The sequence below is a fragment of the Phenylobacterium sp. genome, assembly GCF_044371015.1.
Lineage (GTDB): Bacteria > Pseudomonadota > Alphaproteobacteria > Caulobacterales > Caulobacteraceae > Phenylobacterium.
In genome coordinates, this window is sequence record NZ_JBILUK010000038.1 from 1 (window position 1) to 18,633 (window position 18,633).

19 protein-coding genes are annotated in these 18,633 nt (G+C 68.0%); 12 read left to right on the top strand and 7 right to left on the bottom strand.

What is annotated here, in order from left to right:
- Positions 1–326: 326 nt before the first annotated feature.
- The 5 genes from ACIQ3R_RS05315 to ACIQ3R_RS05335 are packed head-to-tail and all read left to right on the top strand — an operon-like array spanning position 327 to position 4,899.
- Positions 327–764: an HIT family protein gene (locus ACIQ3R_RS05315; protein WP_397415926.1), complete on the top strand. Its 438-nt coding sequence runs from the start codon at positions 327–329 to the stop codon at positions 762–764.
- 9 nt (positions 765–773) lie between these two features.
- Positions 774–1,958 (top strand): LptF/LptG family permease, encoded by a 1,185-nt coding sequence (locus tag ACIQ3R_RS05320; protein ID WP_397415929.1) that lies wholly within the window; start codon positions 774–776, stop codon positions 1,956–1,958.
- A complete protein-coding gene (locus tag ACIQ3R_RS05325; RefSeq protein ID WP_397415931.1) occupies positions 1,955–3,013 on the top strand; it encodes an LptF/LptG family permease in 1,059 nt (352 codons plus the stop codon). The genes ACIQ3R_RS05320 and ACIQ3R_RS05325 overlap by 4 nt, the downstream gene beginning before the upstream one ends.
- A gap of 3 nt (positions 3,014–3,016) precedes the next feature.
- Positions 3,017–4,150 carry a dATP pyrophosphohydrolase gene (locus ACIQ3R_RS05330; protein ID WP_397415933.1) on the top strand — a complete coding sequence of 378 codons (1,134 nt, stop codon included), beginning with the start codon at positions 3,017–3,019 and terminating at the stop codon, positions 4,148–4,150.
- Complete coding sequence (locus ACIQ3R_RS05335) at positions 4,147–4,899, top strand: NTP transferase domain-containing protein (RefSeq protein WP_397415936.1); 753 nt, start codon at positions 4,147–4,149, stop codon at positions 4,897–4,899. Before ACIQ3R_RS05330 ends, ACIQ3R_RS05335 begins: the two co-directional genes overlap by 4 nt.
- Positions 4,900–4,974: 75 nt before the next feature.
- Here the strand turns inward: ACIQ3R_RS05335 and ACIQ3R_RS05340 are convergent, their stop codons facing one another.
- Together ACIQ3R_RS05340 and ACIQ3R_RS05345 are read right to left on the bottom strand one after the other, a co-directional pair.
- Positions 4,975–5,721 (bottom strand): NTP transferase domain-containing protein, encoded by a 747-nt coding sequence (locus ACIQ3R_RS05340; protein WP_397415939.1) that lies wholly within the window; start codon positions 5,719–5,721, stop codon positions 4,975–4,977.
- A 143-nt stretch (positions 5,722–5,864) separates the two neighbouring features.
- Positions 5,865–6,125, bottom strand: coding sequence for an SWIB/MDM2 domain-containing protein (locus ACIQ3R_RS05345; protein WP_397415942.1), 261 nt, complete (start codon positions 6,123–6,125; stop codon positions 5,865–5,867).
- A 127-nt stretch (positions 6,126–6,252) separates the two neighbouring features.
- On the opposite strand from ACIQ3R_RS05345, the gene ACIQ3R_RS05350 reads away from it, so the two are divergent.
- On the top strand, positions 6,253–7,095 hold the full coding sequence (locus tag ACIQ3R_RS05350) for an enoyl-CoA hydratase (RefSeq protein WP_397415944.1): 843 nt from the start codon (positions 6,253–6,255) through the stop codon (positions 7,093–7,095).
- 10 nt (positions 7,096–7,105) lie between these two features.
- Positions 7,106–7,567: an Lrp/AsnC family transcriptional regulator gene (locus ACIQ3R_RS05355; RefSeq protein WP_397415946.1), complete on the top strand. Its 462-nt coding sequence runs from the start codon at positions 7,106–7,108 to the stop codon at positions 7,565–7,567.
- Positions 7,568–7,574: 7 nt separating this feature from the next.
- Here ACIQ3R_RS05355 and ACIQ3R_RS05360 read toward each other — a convergent pair whose 3' ends face one another.
- Entirely contained in the window at positions 7,575–8,594 is a 1,020-nt protein-coding gene (locus tag ACIQ3R_RS05360; protein ID WP_397415948.1) for an NAD(P)-dependent alcohol dehydrogenase, read from the bottom strand.
- 41 nt (positions 8,595–8,635) lie between these two features.
- Entirely contained in the window at positions 8,636–9,808 is a 1,173-nt protein-coding gene (locus tag ACIQ3R_RS05365; protein ID WP_397415951.1) for an MFS transporter, read from the bottom strand.
- 178 nt (positions 9,809–9,986) lie between these two features.
- Between ACIQ3R_RS05365 and ACIQ3R_RS05370 the strand changes: the two genes are divergently transcribed.
- The 3 genes from ACIQ3R_RS05370 to ACIQ3R_RS05380 all read left to right on the top strand — a co-directional run bounded on the left by ACIQ3R_RS05370 (position 9,987) and on the right by ACIQ3R_RS05380 (position 13,794).
- Complete coding sequence (locus ACIQ3R_RS05370) at positions 9,987–10,889, top strand: SDR family NAD(P)-dependent oxidoreductase (protein ID WP_397415953.1); 903 nt, start codon at positions 9,987–9,989, stop codon at positions 10,887–10,889.
- A 164-nt stretch (positions 10,890–11,053) separates the two neighbouring features.
- On the top strand, positions 11,054–12,433 hold the full coding sequence (locus ACIQ3R_RS05375; protein ID WP_397415955.1) for an MFS transporter: 1,380 nt from the start codon (positions 11,054–11,056) through the stop codon (positions 12,431–12,433).
- On the top strand, positions 12,433–13,794 hold the full coding sequence (locus tag ACIQ3R_RS05380; protein ID WP_397415957.1) for an MFS transporter: 1,362 nt from the start codon (positions 12,433–12,435) through the stop codon (positions 13,792–13,794). The genes ACIQ3R_RS05375 and ACIQ3R_RS05380 overlap by 1 nt, the downstream gene beginning before the upstream one ends.
- A 6-nt stretch (positions 13,795–13,800) precedes the next feature.
- Here the strand turns inward: ACIQ3R_RS05380 and ACIQ3R_RS05385 are convergent, their stop codons facing one another.
- Positions 13,801–14,955: an Mrp/NBP35 family ATP-binding protein gene (locus ACIQ3R_RS05385; RefSeq protein ID WP_397415960.1), complete on the bottom strand. Its 1,155-nt coding sequence runs from the start codon at positions 14,953–14,955 to the stop codon at positions 13,801–13,803.
- A gap of 150 nt (positions 14,956–15,105) precedes the next feature.
- Here ACIQ3R_RS05385 and hflK point away from each other — a divergent pair, with 150 nt between their 5' ends.
- Both hflK and hflC read left to right on the top strand, forming a co-directional pair.
- A complete protein-coding gene (gene hflK / locus ACIQ3R_RS05390; RefSeq protein WP_397415962.1) occupies positions 15,106–16,299 on the top strand; it encodes an FtsH protease activity modulator HflK in 1,194 nt (397 codons plus the stop codon).
- On the top strand, positions 16,296–17,189 hold the full coding sequence (hflC, locus tag ACIQ3R_RS05395) for a protease modulator HflC (RefSeq protein ID WP_397415965.1): 894 nt from the start codon (positions 16,296–16,298) through the stop codon (positions 17,187–17,189). Before hflK ends, hflC begins: the two co-directional genes overlap by 4 nt.
- Here the strand turns inward: hflC and ACIQ3R_RS05400 are convergent.
- Positions 17,173–18,213: a serine hydrolase domain-containing protein gene (locus tag ACIQ3R_RS05400; protein WP_397415967.1), complete on the bottom strand. Its 1,041-nt coding sequence runs from the start codon at positions 18,211–18,213 to the stop codon at positions 17,173–17,175. The two genes, hflC and ACIQ3R_RS05400, sit on opposite strands and share 17 nt — an antisense overlap.
- A 23-nt stretch (positions 18,214–18,236) precedes the next feature.
- Positions 18,237–18,633: glutathione S-transferase C-terminal domain-containing protein (locus tag ACIQ3R_RS05405; RefSeq protein ID WP_397415969.1), on the bottom strand; the 397-nt coding region annotated here is incomplete at its 5' end.

Consider the following 18,633-nt stretch of genomic DNA (forward strand, 5'->3'; position numbering starts at 1 on the left):
GGGATGATGACGGTGATGGTGCCCGACATGCTGCACCCGACCGACGAGATGCACAGCCTCTGCGTCCGCATCGCCATCGACCTGCACGAGGTGCGTCAGTGGCTGCCGCGCTGAGCCGGCGCGCCGTTCCTCATCGGCCAGAGGGTGCTGGTGCGGTTTCTGAGGGCGGGTTGAGCGGAGCAAATCCGCTCACGCCTCTCCACTGAATCCGTCATGGCCCGTGGAATCCTTCGCGCCCCAAGGTCCCAATCGACACCATTCGAGACATTTGAGCCCGCGACGCCCGCGCCCTATGCTCGCCGTCTAACCCAGCGAGATCCCATCCAGTGCCCAACGCCACCGCCGTCAAGTTCGGCTACCCCAACACCCTGGTGGCGGAGACCGCAGAATGGCTGATCCTGCTGCGCCCGCAGCAACCGACACTTGGATCGTTGGTGCTGGTCCACCGGTCCGAGGCGACCGCGTTCTCTGAACTGCCGGCCGCAGCGTTCGCCGACTTGAAGGTCGCAATCACCGGCATCGAGACCCTGCTCCGCGCCCGCGTTGACTACGCCCGGATCAACTACCTGATGCTCATGATGGTCGACCCGCACGTCCACTTCCACGTCATCCCCCGATACGAGATACCCCGTGTCCACCACGGCCAGACATTCGCCGACGCCGGCTGGCCCGGACAGCCCGCCCTTGCCAGTCACGTCGCCCTGAGCGAGGAGGAGGCCCACGCCTTCGCCGCCGAACTCGCCGCCCTATGGCGCGTGAGCTAAAGGAACATCTTGAGCCGCATCGACCGCTATCTGCTCCGCCTGGCGCTCTGGCCGATGGTGGGGGCGACCGGGGTGACCCTGGTGGCGCTGTTGCTCGAGCGCACCCTGCGCCTGCTCGACATGTTGGCCGCCTCGAATGAGCGGTTCGGGTTCGTAGCCCAGCTCGCGGTCAACCTCGTGCCGCACTACATCGGACTGACCCTGCCGGCGGCCTTCTTCCTGGCCTTGATCGTGGTCGTCAACCGGCTGAACCAGGCCTCGGAGATCGACGCCCTGCTTGCCGCCGGCGTTTCGCTCACCCGCATCGCCGCGCCCTATATCTGCGTCGCAGCCGCGCTGGCCGGGGTCAGCCTTCTGGTGTTCGGCTATCTTCAGCCCTACAGCCGTTACGCTTATCGCGCCGTGCTTCACAGCGCCCAGAATGCGGGCTGGAATGGCCTGGTCCCCGCCGAAACCATCCTCAATCCCTCGCGCACGCTGACCATGACGACCGACGCCGCCGATGCGGCGGGCCAGCGCCTGACTAACGTCTTCATCCGCCGCATCGCCCCCTCCGGCCGCGAGGAGATCACCACCGCCGGCATGGCCGAGGTGAAGCGCACGGCGGATGGCCAGAACGTGCTGCTGGAGCTGCGCGACGGACAGCAACTGCGCACGAACGATGAGGGTCGGCCGGAGGTCCTGAGCTTCCAGAGCTTCACCATGTCGCTGCCGCTCACGGGCCCGGCCCGGCTGCTGAGATCGCGCGGCGGAGATGAGCGCGAACTGACCATGGGCGAGTTGGTCCGTCAGGCCCGGAACAACAACTCGACCATTCCGCAGGGCGCCCTGATGTCGGAGTTCTACGGCCGCCTGGCCCGCGCCTTCTCGCTGCCGCTGCTGCCGCTGCTGGCCGTACCGCTCGGCCTTGCAGCCAAGCGCAGCGGCCGTGCGCCCGGCGTCATTGTCGGGGGCCTGTTGTTGCTGGCCTTCCACCATGCGGTGCAGCTGGGCGAGGGCCTGGCCGAGACGGGGCGGATTTCCCCAGAGCTGGCCGTCGGGGCGCCTTTCTTCGGCTTCGCGGCGATCGCCATCACCGTGTTCCTGACCAGCCGCAAGCGCCCGGGCGACACGCCCATCGGCCGCCTGACCGAAGTGATTTCCTCGACCCTGGCGCGCTTCCGCGCCCGCCGCGCGGCGGCCGCCGCGACATGACGTTGCCGATCTATCTCGCGCGTCTGTTGGGGGGCCGGATTCTGGCGGCCCTGGCCGTCCTGGTCGGCATCCTGCAGATTCTCGATCTGCTCGAGGTCACCACCGACATCCTGGATCGCAACCTGGGGGCCGGCGGCGTCGCCTACTATGCGTTCCTGCGCCTGCCGCGCCTGGTCGAACAGGCCGCGCCGCTGGCCGTCCTCGCCGGCTCTCTGTTCGCGTTCGGCAAGCTGGCGGGCGACAGCGCCGTGACCGCCATGCGCTCCACCGGGGTCTCCAGCTACCGCATCACCCTCATGGCCTTGCCGGCCGCCGCCGTATTGGCGGCGTTGCAGCTCTTGATCGGCATGGTGGTTGCGCCCCGCACCGACGCCACACTGTCCGTCTGGTGGCAGGCCTCGACGCCCTCGGCCGATCGCAAACCGGTCGACCCGGTCACGTTCCGGATCGGCAATGAAGTGGTGGTCGCCATACCCCGCGATCCCGACGGCGGCAGCCTGGAGGCCGTGCGCATCTATCGCCGGGACGATGCAGGGCGCCTGATTCAACGCACCACAGCGCGGGCCGCGGTGTTCGCCGGAGATCGCTGGCGATTGATCGAGCCGCGCTTCGAAACGCTGGGCGCCGATGCTGTGGCCGAGGCCGGCGCGCGCGAGATGGACTGGACCCGTGCGCTGACCCCCGGCGACATCCGCACCCTGGCCATGGGCGAGACAACCGTCACCCCGCAGGAGGCGGCGCGGGCGCTGGCCGGCGGCCTCTCGATCCGGCCGCGAGCCTTCTACGACACTCAACTCCAGCGGGCCTGGGCGGCGCCCGTCGGTTGTCTGGTCATGCTTCTGCTCGCGGCGCCGGTGGCGCTGGCCAACTTCCGGGGCGGCGGAGCAACGCTGCTTGTCCAGTGCCTGGCGGCGGGCCTGCTGTTCCTGGTCTTCGACGGCGCCTTCACCGCGCTGGGCGAAAGCGGGGCCGCGCCCGCGCTGCTGGCCGCCTGGGCCGCGCCGGCCATGTTCGCCGCGCTGGGTGTAACGGCGCTGATCTATCTGGAGGGCTAGGACTTGGGCGCGCTGACCCTGTTGCCGGTTCGCACCCGCACCGAGCTAGAGCGTTTCGTCCGCGTGCCGATGCGTCTGGGCGCCTCAGACCAAAACTATGTGCCGCCGCTGATCGTCGAGCGGATGGAGTCGCTGTCGCCCAAGGGCAACCCATTCTTCGCCCACGCCGAGGTCGCCTTCTGGCTGGCGGAGCGCGATGGCCGCGACGTCGGGCGCATCAGCGCCCAGATCGACGCCCTCAACCCCCAGACCGCCGAGGGCGTCGGCCATTTCGGCATGATCGCCGCCGAAGACGATCCGGAGGTCTTCGCCGCTTTGTTCGGCGCCGCGGAGGCCTGGCTCCGGGAGCGCGGGCGCACGGTGGCGCTGGGGCCCATCAACCTCTCCACCAACGAGGAGGTGGGACTGCTGATTGAGGGGCGCGATACCCCGCCGATGTTCATGATGAGCCACGATGCGCCCCATACCGCCGCCGCGATCGAGGCCCAGGGCTATGCCAAGGCCAAGGACATCTTCGCCTATACCTGCAGCGTCGCCGACGACCTGCCCGCCCCCATCCTGCGCCGCATCCGCAAGGGCCTGCCCGAGGGCGTCACCCTTCGCACGCTCGAGATGAAACGTCTCGACGCCGAGGTCGCCACCGTCACCGCCATCCTCAACGACGCCTGGTCCGGCAACTGGGGCTTCACCCCGACAACCGAGGCCGAAACTAAGGCCCTGGCGACCACGCTTCGCCTGATCATCGATCCCCGCCTGGCCTGGATCGCCGAGATCGATGGAGAGCCGGCGGGCTTCATGATCCTGCTTCCCAATGTCAACGAGGCCATCGCCGACCTGAAGGGCAAGCTCCTGCCATTCGGTTGGGCCAAGTTGCTCTGGCGGCTCAAGGTCAAGGGCGTGAAGACCGGCCGGGTGCCGCTGATGGGGGTGCGCCGCCATTTCGCCGCCTCGCTCAAGGGCCAGCTTCTCCCCTTCCACCTGATCGACGCGGTTGCGCGCGCTGCGCGCGCACGCGGTTACGAACGCTACGAACTCTCCTGGGTGCTCGAAGACAACCTGCCCATGCGCCGCATCTGCGACGCCGGCGGCGCCACCGTCTACAAGACCTACCGCCTCTATCAGAAGGCGCTGATTTGACCGGGTTTTCGGCGCTGGTCCTGGCCGGATCTCGGGGCGGTGAGGATCCTGTAGCGGCCTATGGCGGCGCTTCGCATAAGGCGCTGATCCGCATTGGCGGCGAGACCCTGCTCGCGCGGGTGACCGGCGCGCTCAAGGTCGCGGGCGCGGCGCGGATCACCGTGATCTGCAACCATTCCGATGTGGAGGCGGAAGCTCGGCGCCTCGGGCTTGAGACCCTGCCGGCCGCTGCAGGTCCCAGCGCCAGCGCCCGCGCCGGCGCCGATCACATGGGTGCGCCGCTGTTGATCACGACCGCCGATCACGCCCTGCTCCAGCCAGAATGGATCACCCGCTTCCTGGCCGATACGCCGCCTGAGGCCGACATCGCAGCCCTGGTCGCGCCGCGCGCTGTCGTCGAGGCGTCGGCCCCCGGCACGCGCCGCACCTGGCTCAAGCTCGCCGACGGCCACTGGTCGGGCTGTAATCTCTTCTGGTTGGCGACGCCCAGAGGTCTCGCGGTCTTCGACCTCTGGCGCCGCGTCGAGGCCGAACGCAAACGCCCCTGGCGCATGGCCGGCCTACTCGGCCCCGGCATCCTGCTGGCCTATCTGGCCGGCCGCCTTACCCTAGCCGGCGCAGCCCGCCGACTAGGCGCCCAGGCCGGCGTCGAAGCCCGGATCGTCTCCACCCCGTTCGGTCTCGCCAGTGTCGACGTCGACAAACCCGCGGACCTGGATCTGGTGCGACGGTTGCTCGGGCCGGTATAGTTCCCCATCGCCACCGACTTGGCCCGACTTGTTCGGGTCATTGCATTGAAACAAAAAACATAAGTGGCGAGCGCCCTACCCTCGAGGGTCGCTCCAGCCCGCCGACAGCCGTGTCAGGGTCTCGACGTCTTTCGGAAAGTCCATTTCGCCCCAAGGCAGCCCTTCGACCGACGCCACCTTCACATCGACGCCGGAGCGGGCGAGTTCGTCGATGACCGAGAGGTACCAACGCTTCAGTCCCTCGGGACGCGACAGCACATGTTCCACCCCACCCACAAACGCCCGCGAACCTTCCGGCGAGAACCGCAGGAATCCGATCGACTCGGCGTCATAGGCCTCGATCGTCTTGCCGATGGCCCGCAGACGACCGTGCTCTGTGAGCACTTTCATGTCGTCGGCGTCATAGGCGGGCTTGCGGTCGATGGCGACGGTGATCGCCGCCTCAGGCGCCGCCAGCAGGCGTTCGGCGACACCCGGCCCGAACAGAGTATCGCCGTTCAGCAGCAGAACGCGGCCTTCAAATGCGTCGCGCACGATCCAGCACGAAGCCGTGTTGTCGGAGACCGTATAGAAGGGGTTGTAGGCCAGCCGCACCGGCATGGAGAGCCCGAGCGAGGCCACCTCGGCCTCCACCGCGTCGGCGCGGAAACCGGTGACGATCACGGCCTCGGTTACGCCGGCCGCCTGCAGCCGCAGCAACTGCCAGGCCAATAGGGTGCGGCCTGAGAGTACGACCAGACACTTTGGCCGCGCCTCGGTCAGCGGCAGCAAACGCTTGCCCTGTCCGGCGGCGAGGATGATGGCGCGGGTGTTCGGGCTCAAGCGGACGTCCAGAGGGTTGGGCTAGCCGGTCCCGGGGTGGGCCGGCCCTTATGTCGGGAGCCGTCCGGAATGTGAAGAGGCCCCGCCGGGCGCATGCCCGACGAGGCCTTCACGATCTGTTTCGGAGTATGAAGCGCCCGCGGCTACTTCAGATGCCCCGAGAGGTGCTTGTTCATCTCGAACATGCTGACCTTGTCCTTGCCGCCAAAGACCGGCTTCAACTTCGCATCGGCGAGGATCTCCCGCTTGTTGGCGGGGTTCTGCAGGTTGTTCTTCTTGATGTAGTCCCAGATCTTCGAGACGGTCTCGCCGCGAGATAGCTGACCCGCACCGACGACGGCGGCAAGTTCGGCCGACGGCGTGAGCGGCTTCTGAAGCGCGTTAGTGTTCTTTCCGGTGGCCATGGGCTCCCCCAGCTAGGATGTTGCGCGAGGTCCCGGCGGCCGCCGGGTATGAGTCGCTTGCGTCATCCTATCGACGCAAGTGAGTCGCGCCACCCATCATCGCCCATTGCCTTGATTGAAGGACCCGATGTCGCCGCCGCCCGTCGTCTATTCGGTGATTGAGCCCGGAATCGCCCGGATCGTTCTCAACCGCCCCGAAGCCCGCAACGCCCAGGACACGGGCCTGCTCTATGCCCTGAACGACGCGTTTGACGCGGCGGCCCGAGATGTTGCGGTGAAAGTGATCCTGCTGGCCGCCTCCGGCCCGCACTTCTCCGCCGGCCACGACCTGCGCGAGACCGGCTCGATCGCCGACCAGATGGCGCCCTTTGAGCCCGTGGGAACCTGGTGCGGCTTCGGCTGCGCCGGCGCCGAGGGGCGCATGGCGCGGGAAAAGGAGATCTATCTCGGCCTGTCCGAACGCTGGCGCAACCTGCCCAAACCCACGATCGCCGAGGTGCAAGGCAAGTGCATCGCCGGCGGCCTGATGCTGGCCTGGCCCTGCGACATCATCATCGCCGCCGACGACGCCCAGTTCTGTGACAATACCGTCGGCATGGGCGTCAACGGGGTGGAGTACTTCGCCCATCCCTGGGAGCTCGGCCCGCGCAAGGCCAAGGAATTGCTGTTCACCTCCGACTGGCTGTCGGCCGAGGACGCCCGCGCGCTCGGCATGGTCAACCACGTGGTTCCAGCCGCCGATCTGGCCGCCTTCTCGCTCGCGCTCGCCCGCCGCATCGCCGCCAAGCCCGCCTTCGCTCTCAAGTTGGCCAAGGAGAGCGTCAACGCCGCCGAGGATGCCCAGGGCCGCCTTTCGGCCATGACCGCCGCATTCGCGCTGCACCAGCTGGCCCACAGCCACAACATGCAGGTCCACGGCATGCCCGTGGACCCCGGCGGGCTCCAGGTCCGGTCCCGCGCGGCAAGCTAGAGACCGATCCATGCCCACATCCCTCGACGCCATCGATCGCCGCCTCCTGCGCGAACTTCAGCGGGACGCCACCACGCCAATCGCCGAACTGGCCCAGGTCGTCGGCCTCTCCCAGACGCCCTGCTGGAAACGCATCAAGCGGCTCACCGACGCCGGCGTCATCACCAGCCGGGTCGCCCTGCTCGACCGCGATCAGCTGGACCTCGGGCTGGTGACGTTCGTCTCGATCCGCACCAATCGGCATGATCAGGAGTGGCTCGACGCCTTCGCCAAAGCGGCCGCGTCGATGCCTGAAGTGGTCGAGTTCTACCGCCTCTCAGGCGACACCGACTATCTGCTCAAGGTCGTCGTCCGCGACATCGCCGCCTACGACGCCTTCTACAAACGCCTGATCGCCGCCGTGCCGCTGTCCGATGTCTCCTCGGCCTTCGCCATGGAGCAGATCAAGTCGACCACGGCCCTGCCGATCTGAGACGACCTCAGAACGTCAGCACGATCTTCCCGAAGTGCTCGCCGCCGGCCATGGCCGAGAACGCCGCCTTGGCCTCGGTGAACGGGAACACCTTGTCAACCACCGGCGAAATGCCGCGCAGCGCCATGGCCCGGCACATGGCCTCGAACATGTCGCGCGAGCCGACCGAAAGGCCTTGCAGTTTGGCCGAGTTGCCGATCAGGGCCGCCGGGTTAAACGGCTCGCCGGCGCCGGCCACCACGCCGATGATGGCGATGTGGCCGCCTATCTTCACCGCCTTCATGCTCTCCTGGATGGTGCCGCCGCCGCCCACTTCCATGATGAAGTCGGCGCCCCGGCCGCCGGTCGCCTCGCGCACCGCCTTCGACCAGTCCGGCGTCGTCTTGTAGTTGACCAGGTGGTCAGCCCCCAGCGCCTTGGCCCGCGCCAGTTTGGCGTCTGATGAGGAGGTGACCACGGTCCGCAGGCCAGCCGCGTGGGCGAACTGCAGACCGAAAATCGAGACCCCGCCGGTGCCCTGCAGCACAACGGTGTCGCCCGGCTCCAGCCGCGCATCGACAAAGAGCCCCCGCCAGGCGGTCAGCGCGGCGCAAGGCAGGGTCGCCACCTGCTGGTCCGTCAGGAAATCCGGGACCTTGGAAACCCCATGCTCCGAGAAGGTCTGCAGCTCGGAGCCGGCCCCGGGGATCGGAAAGCCGAGGGCGGTCATCAGCTTCTCCAGCGTCGGAGGACCCGAAACCCAGCTCTGGAAGAACAGCGTCGCCACCCGGTCGCCGGGCTTTACCCGCGTCACGCCAGCGCCCACCGCCTCGACCACGCCGCATCCGTCCGAGAACGGGGTGATGACATCGGACGTGTTGGCCGCGCCGCGCCCGTACATCCCGTTGACCATCAACAGGTCGCGGTAGTTCAGGGATACAGCCTTCATCCGCACCAGAACCTGGCCGGGCCCCGGCGTCGGATCGGGCAGCTCCACCACCTTGATGGCGTCCAGGCCCCAGGGGGCGGCGACGTTCAGCGCGCGCATGTGTTTGGTCTCCTCTTCCGCTCCATTGTCGGAAGCCGCTGCTAGCCCCGCAAGCGTGTCGCCACGTCAGCGTCGTATCTCAGCCGCAGCGCCGCGATCAGTCCCAGCCCGCACATCGCCGACATCAACAGATACCCATAGGCGCCGAAGCCGTCATAGAGCGGCCCGGAGGCCAGGGTCGCGAGCCCCATCAGTATGCCGCCCGACAGCGCCGAGTTCAGCGATTGGGCTGCCGAGGCGTTGGCCGGTTTCGACAGTCGCCCGATGATCTCCAGCGAGGCGAGGAACGTCGCCGCATAGCTGAACACATGCAGGGTCTGCAGCGCGAAGATCACCCACAAGGGCGGCGAAAGCGCCAGACCGGTCCAGCGCACCAGCGAAGCGATGCCGCCCAGGATCAGCAGGTTCGTCGGACCGATCCGCCGCCGCCACGGCTCCATCCACCAAAGGAAGGCGATCTCCACCGCCACGCCCACGCCCCACAGGACGCCGGTGAGCCCGGGCGCGATGCCCTGGTCGCGCCAGGCAAGGGTCGAGAAGCCATAGTAGAAGGCGTGCGCCGACTGGATCAGCCCGGCCGCCACCACCGCGGTCATGAAACCTTTGTCGCGAAGCAGTTCGCCCAGACCGGCGAACCGCGCTCCGGCAGCGCGCTTTTCGCCATCCTCATGCACCGGATCGGCCGGCAGCAGGAACCGCGCCGCCACCGCCATGAGCATCGCCGCCATTGTGATCCAGACCAGCACCAAGTCCGGCGTGCCCCAGGCCAGCACCGCGCCCATGCCGATGTTGCCGACGATGAACGCCGCCGAACCGATGCCGCGCGGCCAGCCGAAGTTAAACCCGGCCCGACGCGCGTGATTGAGTGCGATAACGTCGGTCAGCGGCGCCACGCTGGAGATCGCCGATGAGGCCGCGAACCAAACCACCATCCATCCGGTGAAGCCCAGCGGCAGCGCCAACAGGCCGTAGCTGACCGCCACCGCCAGGCTCAGCAAAAGAATCGCCGTCCGCCTGAGCCGGAAGCTGTCCGCCCAGATGGCCAACAGCGGCGCCGTCACGATCCGCACCAGCAACGGCAGTGACAGGATCAGCCCGATCTGCGCGCCGTTCAATCCGCGCTCGGCGAACCACAAGGGCATGTAAGGCGACGACGCCCCTGAGCCTACGAAGATCGCGGCGTAAAACAGGCCCAGGCGCAACGGCAGCGACATGCCACCCGGCTACACAGAGTCGGATCGCAAGCCCCTACTCACCACCGCACTTCCCGACGAAAGTCGGGATGTGCGGGTCAGGAGGGCCATCCCGCCCAGCGCCCGCCTTGACGCCCCGCCGGCGCCGCCGCACAACGCGCGCCGATTTCAGACCCGGCTTTTCAAGAGGAACTTCGAGATGGCGGACATCCGCTTCGACGGCAAGGTGGCGATCGTGACCGGCGCGGGCGGGGGCCTCGGCCGCCAACATGCGCTGGAGCTGGCGCGGCGCGGCGCCAAGGTCGTGGTCAACGACCTGGGCGGCTCGATGGACGGTTCGGGCGGCGGCTCGGACGCGGCCAACAAGGTGGTGGAAGAGATCAAGGCGCTTGGCGGCGAGGCGATCGCCAACGGGTCCTCTGTGACCGACGACGCGGGCGTAGCCCGGATGGTCAAGGACGCGATGGACGCCTGGGGCCGCATCGACATCCTGATCGCCAACGCCGGCATCCTGCGCGACAAGTCCTTCGCCAAGATGGAGATCGCCGACTTCCAGGTGGTGCTTGATGTCCATCTGATGGGCACCGTGAAACCCGCCAAAGCGGTCTGGGAGATCATGCGCGCCCAGAATTACGGCCGCATCGTCGTCACCACCTCGTCGAGCGGCCTCTACGGCAACTTCGGCCAGTCCAACTACGGCGCAGCCAAAATGGGCGTGATCGGTTTCATGAACACGCTGAAGCTCGAGGGCCAGAAGAACAACATCCATGTCAACGCCATCAGCCCGGTGGCCGGCACCCGCATGACCGAGGGCCTGATGCCGCCGGAAGTGCTCGCCGCCCTGGCGCCGGAATACGTGACGCCCGCCGTGATGTTCCTCTGCTCGGAGGAGGCGCCGACCGGCGTGACCATGACCGCTGGCGGCGGCGCCTTCGCGGTCAGTCGGATCGTCGAGACCGAGGGCGCCTTCCTCGGACAGAAGGCCACGGTCGAAGCGGTTCGCGACGCCTGGGCCAAGATCTCCGACGCCGAGGGCCAGAAGGCCTATTTCGCCGGCGGCGAGCAGGGCCAGAAGTTCTTCCGCAAGATGCAGGGCGGCTGAGCGACCCGCCATTGCATACCTGACACACGAAATCCCCTTGCGGGCGCGGCCTCGGTCGCGCCTAACTCCCGGTGTGAAGCGTCCGACCAAGAGGCGCGGTTTTTCAGGGGAGTAAGGTTAAAGTGTCGCAATCCCAGTCCGGCTCCGCAGGCGGTCAGATCTCTATGCCGAGGGCGCTGGTCTTCGCCAGCGCGGCGGTGCCTATCGGCGCGCTCGGTGTCGCCGCCACGGTCCACCTGCCGCGCTACTTCGCGGCCGAACTCGGGCTGTCGCTGGCGCTGGTCGGTACGGTGTTCGCGCTAGTGCGGTTCATCGACATCCCGATCGACACCGCCATGGGTCTGGCGATGGACCGGACCAAGACCCGCTTCGGCCGCTACCGGGTCTGGATGGCGCTCGGCGCCCCGGTGCTGATGCTGGGCTTCTACATGCTGTTGATGACCGGCTCCGGGGATGGACCCCTGTACCTGGGCTGGTGGCTGTTGGTGATGTACCTCGGCTATTCCGGCGTCCTCCTCTCTCATCTCGCCTGGGCCGGACGACTTGCGCCCACCTACAAGGAGCGATCCCGGATCTTCGGGGCCATCACGGGCCTGGGCGTCATCGGCGCCATGGCCGTGCTGCTGATCCCGATCTACATGAGCCAGCAGGGGGCCACGGACGCGGAAGGCGTCCAGGCGATGATCTGGTTCATCATCGCCAGTGCGGCGGTCACCTGCCTGCTCGTCGTCTTCACCTCGCCTGAACGCATCACCCAGGATCGGCCCGCCCAGTTCACGCTCAAGGACTACGCCCAGCTTCTCACCCGTGGAAACGTGATCCGACTGCTGGCCGCCGACCTGATGGTCACACTGGGGCCCGGATGGATGGCGGCGTTGTACCTGTTCTATTTCAAGGACAGTCGCGGCTTCGATACGGCCGCCGCCAACCTATTGCTGCTGATCTATGTCGCCGCCGGTTTCGCGGGCGCCCCTTTTGCGGCCTGGCTCGCCAACCGGATCAGCAAACACATCGCCTTCCTGGTGACGACCACGATCTACTCCGTCGGCCTGATGTGCCTGCCATTTCTGCCCAAGGGCGACTTCCCGATCTTCTCGGTGCTGATGTTCACCGTCGGCGCCATGGCGGCCGGCTTCACCGTGATGATGCGCGCCATCGCCGCCGACATCGCCGACGAGCTCCGGCTCGATAGCGGTCGCGAGTGGATGGGTCTGATCTACGCCGGCCTCACCGCCACGGCGAAGCTGGCTACAGCGGGCTCGATCTTCCTGACCTTCAACGTGCTGGCGCTCGTCGGATACCAGGTCGGCGTCGGGGTCACCAACACGCCTGAGGCCATCCGGGGACTGGAGTTGGCCTACATCATCGGCCCCATCGTCTTCGTCATGGCCGCCGGCGCCTGCTTCATCGGCTACAAGCTGACCGCCGAGCGCCACGCCGAGATCCGCCACAAGCTCGATCTGCTCGATGCCAGCGAGACCGACCCCGGCGCGGCGGCCGAATCTCTCACCGGCGTCGACCTCGGACCCAAAGGGCGGCCGTGATGACCGCCACGCCCTCCCGGCCGCACGAGCGCCTGTCGCTCGGCCTAGCCCTCGCCTTCGCCGCCACCAGTCTGCCGCTCAGCGCGCTGGGCCTCGCGGCCGCCGTCCACCTGCCCTCCTATTTCGCCGCCAATATCGGGGTGCCGCTGACCGTCGTGGGTGCGGCCTTCGCGCTCGTCCGGTTCATCGATGTGCCCATTGAGCCTGCGCTCGGCATCGCCATGGACCGCACCCGAACCCGCTTCGGTCGCTACCGCCTATGGACCGTGCTCGGCGCGCCGCTGATGATGCTGGGCCTCTACATGCTGCTGATCGCCGATCAGGGCGTGGGCCAGGGCTACCTGATCGGCTGGCTCCTGGTGATGTATCTCGGCGTCTCGGTCCTGACCCTGTCGCACGCCGCCTGGGCCTCGACCCTGGCCAAAACCTACGATGACCGGGCCCGTATCTTCGGCGTCATGACCGCCGTCGGCGTGCTCGGCGCGGTCAGCGTGCTGCTGATTCCCATTGTCATGGAGCAGATGGGCTATCCGGAGGCCCAGGGTGTCCGGGCGATGATCTGGTACCTGATTTTCCTGGCTCCGATCGCCGTTGCGATCGTGGTGTTCCGCACACCTGAGACGATCATGGCCGAGGCGCCCGGCCAGCGGTTCCAGTTTCGCGAGTATCTCGACCTGATCATCGACCCCAGCATGCGGCGCATACTTCTGGCCGATTTCGCGCTGTCGCTCGGCCCGGGCTGGATGGCCGCGCTCTACCTGTTCTTCTCGCGCGACGCGATGGGCTTCACCTCGGCCCAGGCCAACATCCTGTTGGCGATCTACATCCTCGCCGGCGTCGTCGGCGCGCCGAGCCTGGCCTGGCTGGCCACCAAGATCAGCAAACACCGCGCGGTGATGGTGGCCTGCGTCGTCTACACGTCCGTTCTTGTCAGCCTGGCCTTCCTGCCGCGCGGCAACGTACTGGCCGCGATACCGACCATGTTCCTCACCGGCTTCATGGCCGCGGGCTTCGGCGTGCTGACGCGCGCCATGACCGCCGACGTCGCCGACGAGGTGCGCCTGAAGCAGGGCAAGGAGCGTGGCGGGCTGCTCTATGCGCTCACGGTCCTCACCTCGAAGATCGCGGCCGGCGGTTCGATCTTCCTCACCTTCACGGTGCTCGATCAGGTCGGCTACGATCCCAAGATCGGCGACGCCAACTCGCCGGAGGCGATCCAGGCGCTGATGTACTGCTTCCTGGCCGGGCCGATCCTGTTCGTGGGTTTCGGGGCCATCTGCCTGATCGGCTACAAGCTCTCAGCCGAACGGGCGGCCGAAGTCCGCCGCCTGCTCGACGAACGGGACGCGGGGGTGGCCTAGGAGTCCTTAGGCCATCACCTTGTCCGCCAGGGCCAGGAACGCCCGCACCGCGGCGCTGTCGCCATCGCCCGCCGCCAGCGGCCGGCCGGCGTCACAGGCCTCGCGCAGGGCCACTTCGATAGGGATCTCCGCCAGCAGCGGCACGCCCAGGCGCTCCGCCTCCGCCTTGGCGCCGCCGGACCCGAAGATCGGCACCTTCGCGCCCGAAGCATCGGCGAACCAGGCCATGTTCTCCACCACGCCGAGGATCGGCGCGCCGGTCTTGTCGAACATCGCCGCCGCGCGACGCGCGTCGATCAATGCGATCTCCTGCGGGGTGGAAACGATGACCACCCCGTCGATCACCAGCTTCTGGACCAGGGTCAGCTGGATATCCCCGGTGCCCGGCGGCAGGTCGATCACCAGGACGTCCAGCGGCTCGGCTTCCGTCCCCCAGTTGGCGTTCATCAGGCTGCGAAGCGCCGACGACGCCATAGGCCCGCGCCAGATGTTGGCTGTGCCCGGCTCGACGATGAAGCCGATGGACATCACCTTCACGCCCCAGGCGTCCATGGGGTTCAGGCGCTTTTCGGCGTCAAAGGTCGGTTCGCCGTCGATCCCCAGCATGGTCGGGGCGGAGGGACCATAGATGTCGGCGTCCAGCAGGCCCACGCGCTTGCCGCGGCGGGCCAGGGCCGCAGCCAGGTTGACCGAGACCGTGGACTTGCCCACCCCGCCCTTGCCACTGGCCACCGCAATCACCCGCTTCACATGCGGTGGCCGCGCCGCGTCGACCATCGGGTGAAGCTGGGCCTGCGGGTCCTCCACCACCCGGGCCCGCCGGGCCTGGGGTGTGCTGGACGGCGACGGACCCGGAACAGGCCGCCTGGGCGTCACGCGCAGTTGCGGCATGCTCGGCGACTGAATCTCGGTGGTCAGCACCACCTGCGCCACCTCGACGCCGTCGATTTCGGCCAGCACCGCCTCGGCCCGCTCGCGCACCAAGCGGTAGGCGTCGATGTCGGCTGGCGCCACCTCCAGCATGAAGGCCGCCCGGCCGCCGCGCAGCACCAGCCCGCGAACCAGGCCCGCCGTGGCCAGGCCCTGTCCGGATTTCGGGTCGATCACCCCATCCAGGGCGGCCAGAATCGCCGTCCGATCAGGGCCTGCGGGCTCACTCATGTTGTCCGTCTTGCTCGTCGCGCTTGCTTTGGCGGTAAGGCGCCCACATATCCGGTCGCCGCTGGAGGTTTACAACCCCGGCGGTCACGATAACGAACCGGTCCGGATGACCGTGGAAGGGTCTCGCTTGCTCACTTCGACGACCGCCTGATGCCCTGGAACGACAACGCCAATCCAGGCCCCTGGGGTTCGCCCTCGGGTGGCGATGATCGCCGCGATCCGCCAAAGCGCCCCTCCGGCGGCGGCGGTGGGCCACGCCGTCCCGGCGGGCCTGATTTCAACACCAGCTTCGAACAGCTGGCGCGCCGCCTGCGCGACATGATGGGCGGCCCGGGCGGCCAGCCCAATCGACGCACCCTGGCCATTGTCGGCGGCGGCGTTGTCGCGGTCTGGGCGCTGTCGGGCTTTTATGTGGTCCAGCCCAACGAACAGGCCGTGGTGCTCACCTTCGGCGCCTTCTCGCGCTCTGAGACGCCCGGCCTGCGCTATCGCCTCCCCGCCCCCATCGAGCGGGTCGAGAAGGTGCCGGTCACCAGCCTCAAGCGCACCGACGTAGGTGGCGGCTCAGCCGACGCCGGAACCGAGACTGACGCCGAGAGCCTGATGCTCACCCGCGACGAGCAGATCGTCGACGTGGACTTCTCCATCACGTGGCGCATCGCCGACGCAAGCCGCTACCTCTTCGCGACCCGCGACCCGGAGGGGGCCGTGAAGGCCGTAGCCGAGAGCGCCATGCGCGAGGTTGTGGGCCGTACGGACCTGCAGCCGATCATTTCCGCCAACCGCGCCCAGGTGCAGCGTCAGGCCGCTGAGGTGATGCAGCGCACGCTCGATAGCTGGGGCGCCGGCATCAGCGTGGTGGAAGTCCAGATCAGCCGCGCCAGCCCGCCCCGTGAAGTGGTCGCCGCCTTCCGCGACGTGCAAAGCGCCGGACAGGACAACGCCTCGGCGGTCAACGAGGCCAACACCTACCGCAACCGCGTGGTCAACGAAGCCAAGGGTGACGCGGCCCGGATCACCCAGGCCGCCCAGGGTTACCGCGAACAGGCTGTTCGTGAGGCCCAGGGGGAGGCCGCCCGGTTCAATCAGATCTACGCCGAGTATCGCCGTGCGCCCGGTGTCACCCGCGATCGCCTCTATATCGAGACAATGCAACGGGTGCTGACCGCCTCCAACAAGGTGATTGTCGACTCCAAGGGCGCCTCGACCCCGATCATCCTGCCGCCCGACGTGTTCCGCCCCCGCGCCCCGGTCGGAGCCCCCGCGCCCGCCGCTGCCGCAGCGCCTCCGCGCGTCGAGGCGCCGCCATCCCAGGCGCAAGCCCAAGGGAGGACCGGCCCGTGAATCCTCGTCTCCTCGCCCTCGGCCTGATCGGCGCCGTTCTCGCCGTCGTCCTGGCCCAGACCTTCTACGTCGTCGACCAGCGGCAGCAGGCCATCGTCGTCCAGTTCGGCGACCCTGTCCGGGTGGTCAATGCGCCCGGCAAGAACCAGGCCGGCCTCAATCTCAAGATCCCGTTCGTCGAACAGGTCATCAAGTTCGATCGCCGCAACATCGCGCTCGAAACCGGTCAGGAGGAGATCATCACCTCCGACCAGGATCGCCTCGTGGTCGACGCCTTCGTGCGTTACCGCATCTCCGATCCGCTGCAGTTCTACCGCACCCTGCGCGACGAACAGACCGCGGCGGACCGGTTGGAGCGCCTGCTCAACTCCTCGCTCCGCCAGGTGCTGGGCACGGTCAGCGACACCGAGATTATCTCCACCCGCCGCAGCCAGCTGATGCAGCTCGCCCGCGCCGACATGGCCCGCCGCGCCACCGCCTCGCGCTTGGGCATCCAGATCATCGACGTGCGCATCAAGCGCGCCGACCTGCCTGACCAGACCCGCGAGAACGTCTTCCGCCGCATGGAGACTTCCCGCCAGCAGGAAGCCGCACGCATCCGCGCCGAAGGCGAACAGCGCAAGCGCGAGATCATCGCCGAGGCCGACAAGGAAGTCGCGATCACCCTCGCCACCGCCCGCGAACAGTCGGGTCAGGCGCTGGGTGAAGGCGATGGGATGCGTACGCGCATCCTGGCCAACAGCTATGGCCGGGACCCGTCCTTCGCCGCCTTCTTCCGCTCGATGCAGGCCTATGAGCAGGCCTTCGCCGACGGCCAGACGACGATGGTCCTCTCGCCCGACAGCGCGTTCTTCCGCTACTTTGAACGCGGTCCTACGGGGCGGCGGTAGGTTTCAGGATCTCCGCCCGCGCCGCGCGCAGTCCGTCGGCGACGGCCGGCAGCCTGTGGCGCAGGAAGAACACACCATAGAGCCCGCTGGTCCGGTCGATCCACGGATAGACGCCGAAAGCGCCAGGGCTCGACACCATCGTGCACGTCCCGTCGGGCGTCCGCGCCTCACACCAGTGCCCGAGGGCGTAGTGGGCGCCGGGCGCCATGCCGCCAGGGATATAGACCATGCGCGCCTTGGGCGTCTGGTCGGTCTCCATCGTGCGAATGGCCTTTTCCGACAGGATCCGGCGGCCCTGATAGACGCCGCGCTGGGCGATCATGTGCAGGAACCGCGCATAGTCGTCGGCGGTGGTGAACACGCCCGCCTGGAGATTGGGATTGCGCACCTCGGCGGCGGGCAGTTCCGGCTTCAGGGGATTGCCCCAACTCGTTCTGGTCAGACCCAGCGGCCGGCCCAGGCGTTCGTCGAAGAGCTGGACCCATGACTTGCCGGAAGCCTGCTCGGCCAGGGCGCCGGCGATCTGGAATGCGCCGCTACCGTACTTGAACACCTCGCCGGGCGGGTCTTCGAGCGGCCGCGCGGCGATAGCCCGTGCGCCTTCAGCCAGCGGCATCCGAAGATCCTGGTTGATGTCGACCATCCCGGCCAGAGAGCCCTGGCCGGACGTGTAGGACAGCAGCTGGCGCAAGGTGATCGCCGCGCTCGGCCCGGACAGCTCCGGCAGTCGCTTGCCGATCGGTTCGTCCAGCGAGAGCTTGCCCTCGTCCACCAGCGTCATGATCAGCGCGCTGGTCATCCATTTGGACGCGGAGGCGATGGGCAGGCGGGCGTCGGGTGCGATGGCGCCCACATCCATCCGGTAGAGCAACGCGCCGTCGCGGAACACCATGGCGGTGACGCCCGGCGCACCGTCGCGGCTGACCACCGCTTCCAGCGCCGGCTTCAATCCCGGCGGCGGCTCGGCCGCCAGAACCGGACCCGCCAGGACGAGCGCCGCGCTCAGCGCACCGATGATTTTCATGAATCCCTCCCCCTCGCCCCGCGTCATCCGCCGGGCGGCGTCAGCTTGAATGTCTGGGATATCTCGCGGAACACCGGAAGCGCCTCGGCGCGGACGCTGTGGGCGGCCAGCGCCGGCCGGTCCGCCGGGGCGAACACGCCGGGCAGCGCCTCGCCGATGAACCGCGCCATCGCCGCCAGGATGATGTCCGCATGCCCTATGGCGTCGCCGAACAGCCAGGGTGTCGGCCGCGCCGCCCGGGCCGCCTCAATGGCGTCCAGCGCGCCGCCCACCTGGGCGCGACAACGCTCGACCCACACGGCCAACGGCGCATCCCGGAGCGCGCCCTCGTAGACCAGCGCCACCGCCTTGTCGCACGCCCCCGCCGCAAGGGCTGTGAGCCGCATGGCCTCGCGCCTATCCGGACCGGAGGCCGCGATC

Coding starts and splice junctions, on each gene's coding strand:
- ACIQ3R_RS05380 (WP_397415957.1), top strand. CDS start 12,433: ATGACCGCCACGCCCTCCCGGCCGCACGAGCGCCTGTCGCTCGGCCTA.
- ACIQ3R_RS05325 (WP_397415931.1), top strand. CDS start 1,955: ATGACGTTGCCGATCTATCTCGCGCGTCTGTTGGGGGGCCGGATTCTG.
- ACIQ3R_RS05360 (WP_397415948.1), bottom strand. CDS start 8,594: ATGCGCGCGCTGAACGTCGCCGCCCCCTGGGGCCTGGACGCCATCAAG.
- ACIQ3R_RS05355 (WP_397415946.1), top strand. CDS start 7,106: ATGCCCACATCCCTCGACGCCATCGATCGCCGCCTCCTGCGCGAACTT.
- ACIQ3R_RS05350 (WP_397415944.1), top strand. CDS start 6,253: ATGTCGCCGCCGCCCGTCGTCTATTCGGTGATTGAGCCCGGAATCGCC.
- hflK (WP_397415962.1), top strand. CDS start 15,106: ATGCCCTGGAACGACAACGCCAATCCAGGCCCCTGGGGTTCGCCCTCG.
- ACIQ3R_RS05365 (WP_397415951.1), bottom strand. CDS start 9,808: ATGTCGCTGCCGTTGCGCCTGGGCCTGTTTTACGCCGCGATCTTCGTA.
- ACIQ3R_RS05375 (WP_397415955.1), top strand. CDS start 11,054: ATGCCGAGGGCGCTGGTCTTCGCCAGCGCGGCGGTGCCTATCGGCGCG.
- ACIQ3R_RS05370 (WP_397415953.1), top strand. CDS start 9,987: ATGGCGGACATCCGCTTCGACGGCAAGGTGGCGATCGTGACCGGCGCG.
- ACIQ3R_RS05385 (WP_397415960.1), bottom strand. CDS start 14,955: ATGAGTGAGCCCGCAGGCCCTGATCGGACGGCGATTCTGGCCGCCCTG.
- ACIQ3R_RS05400 (WP_397415967.1), bottom strand. CDS start 18,213: ATGAAAATCATCGGTGCGCTGAGCGCGGCGCTCGTCCTGGCGGGTCCG.
- ACIQ3R_RS05345 (WP_397415942.1), bottom strand. CDS start 6,125: ATGGCCACCGGAAAGAACACTAACGCGCTTCAGAAGCCGCTCACGCCG.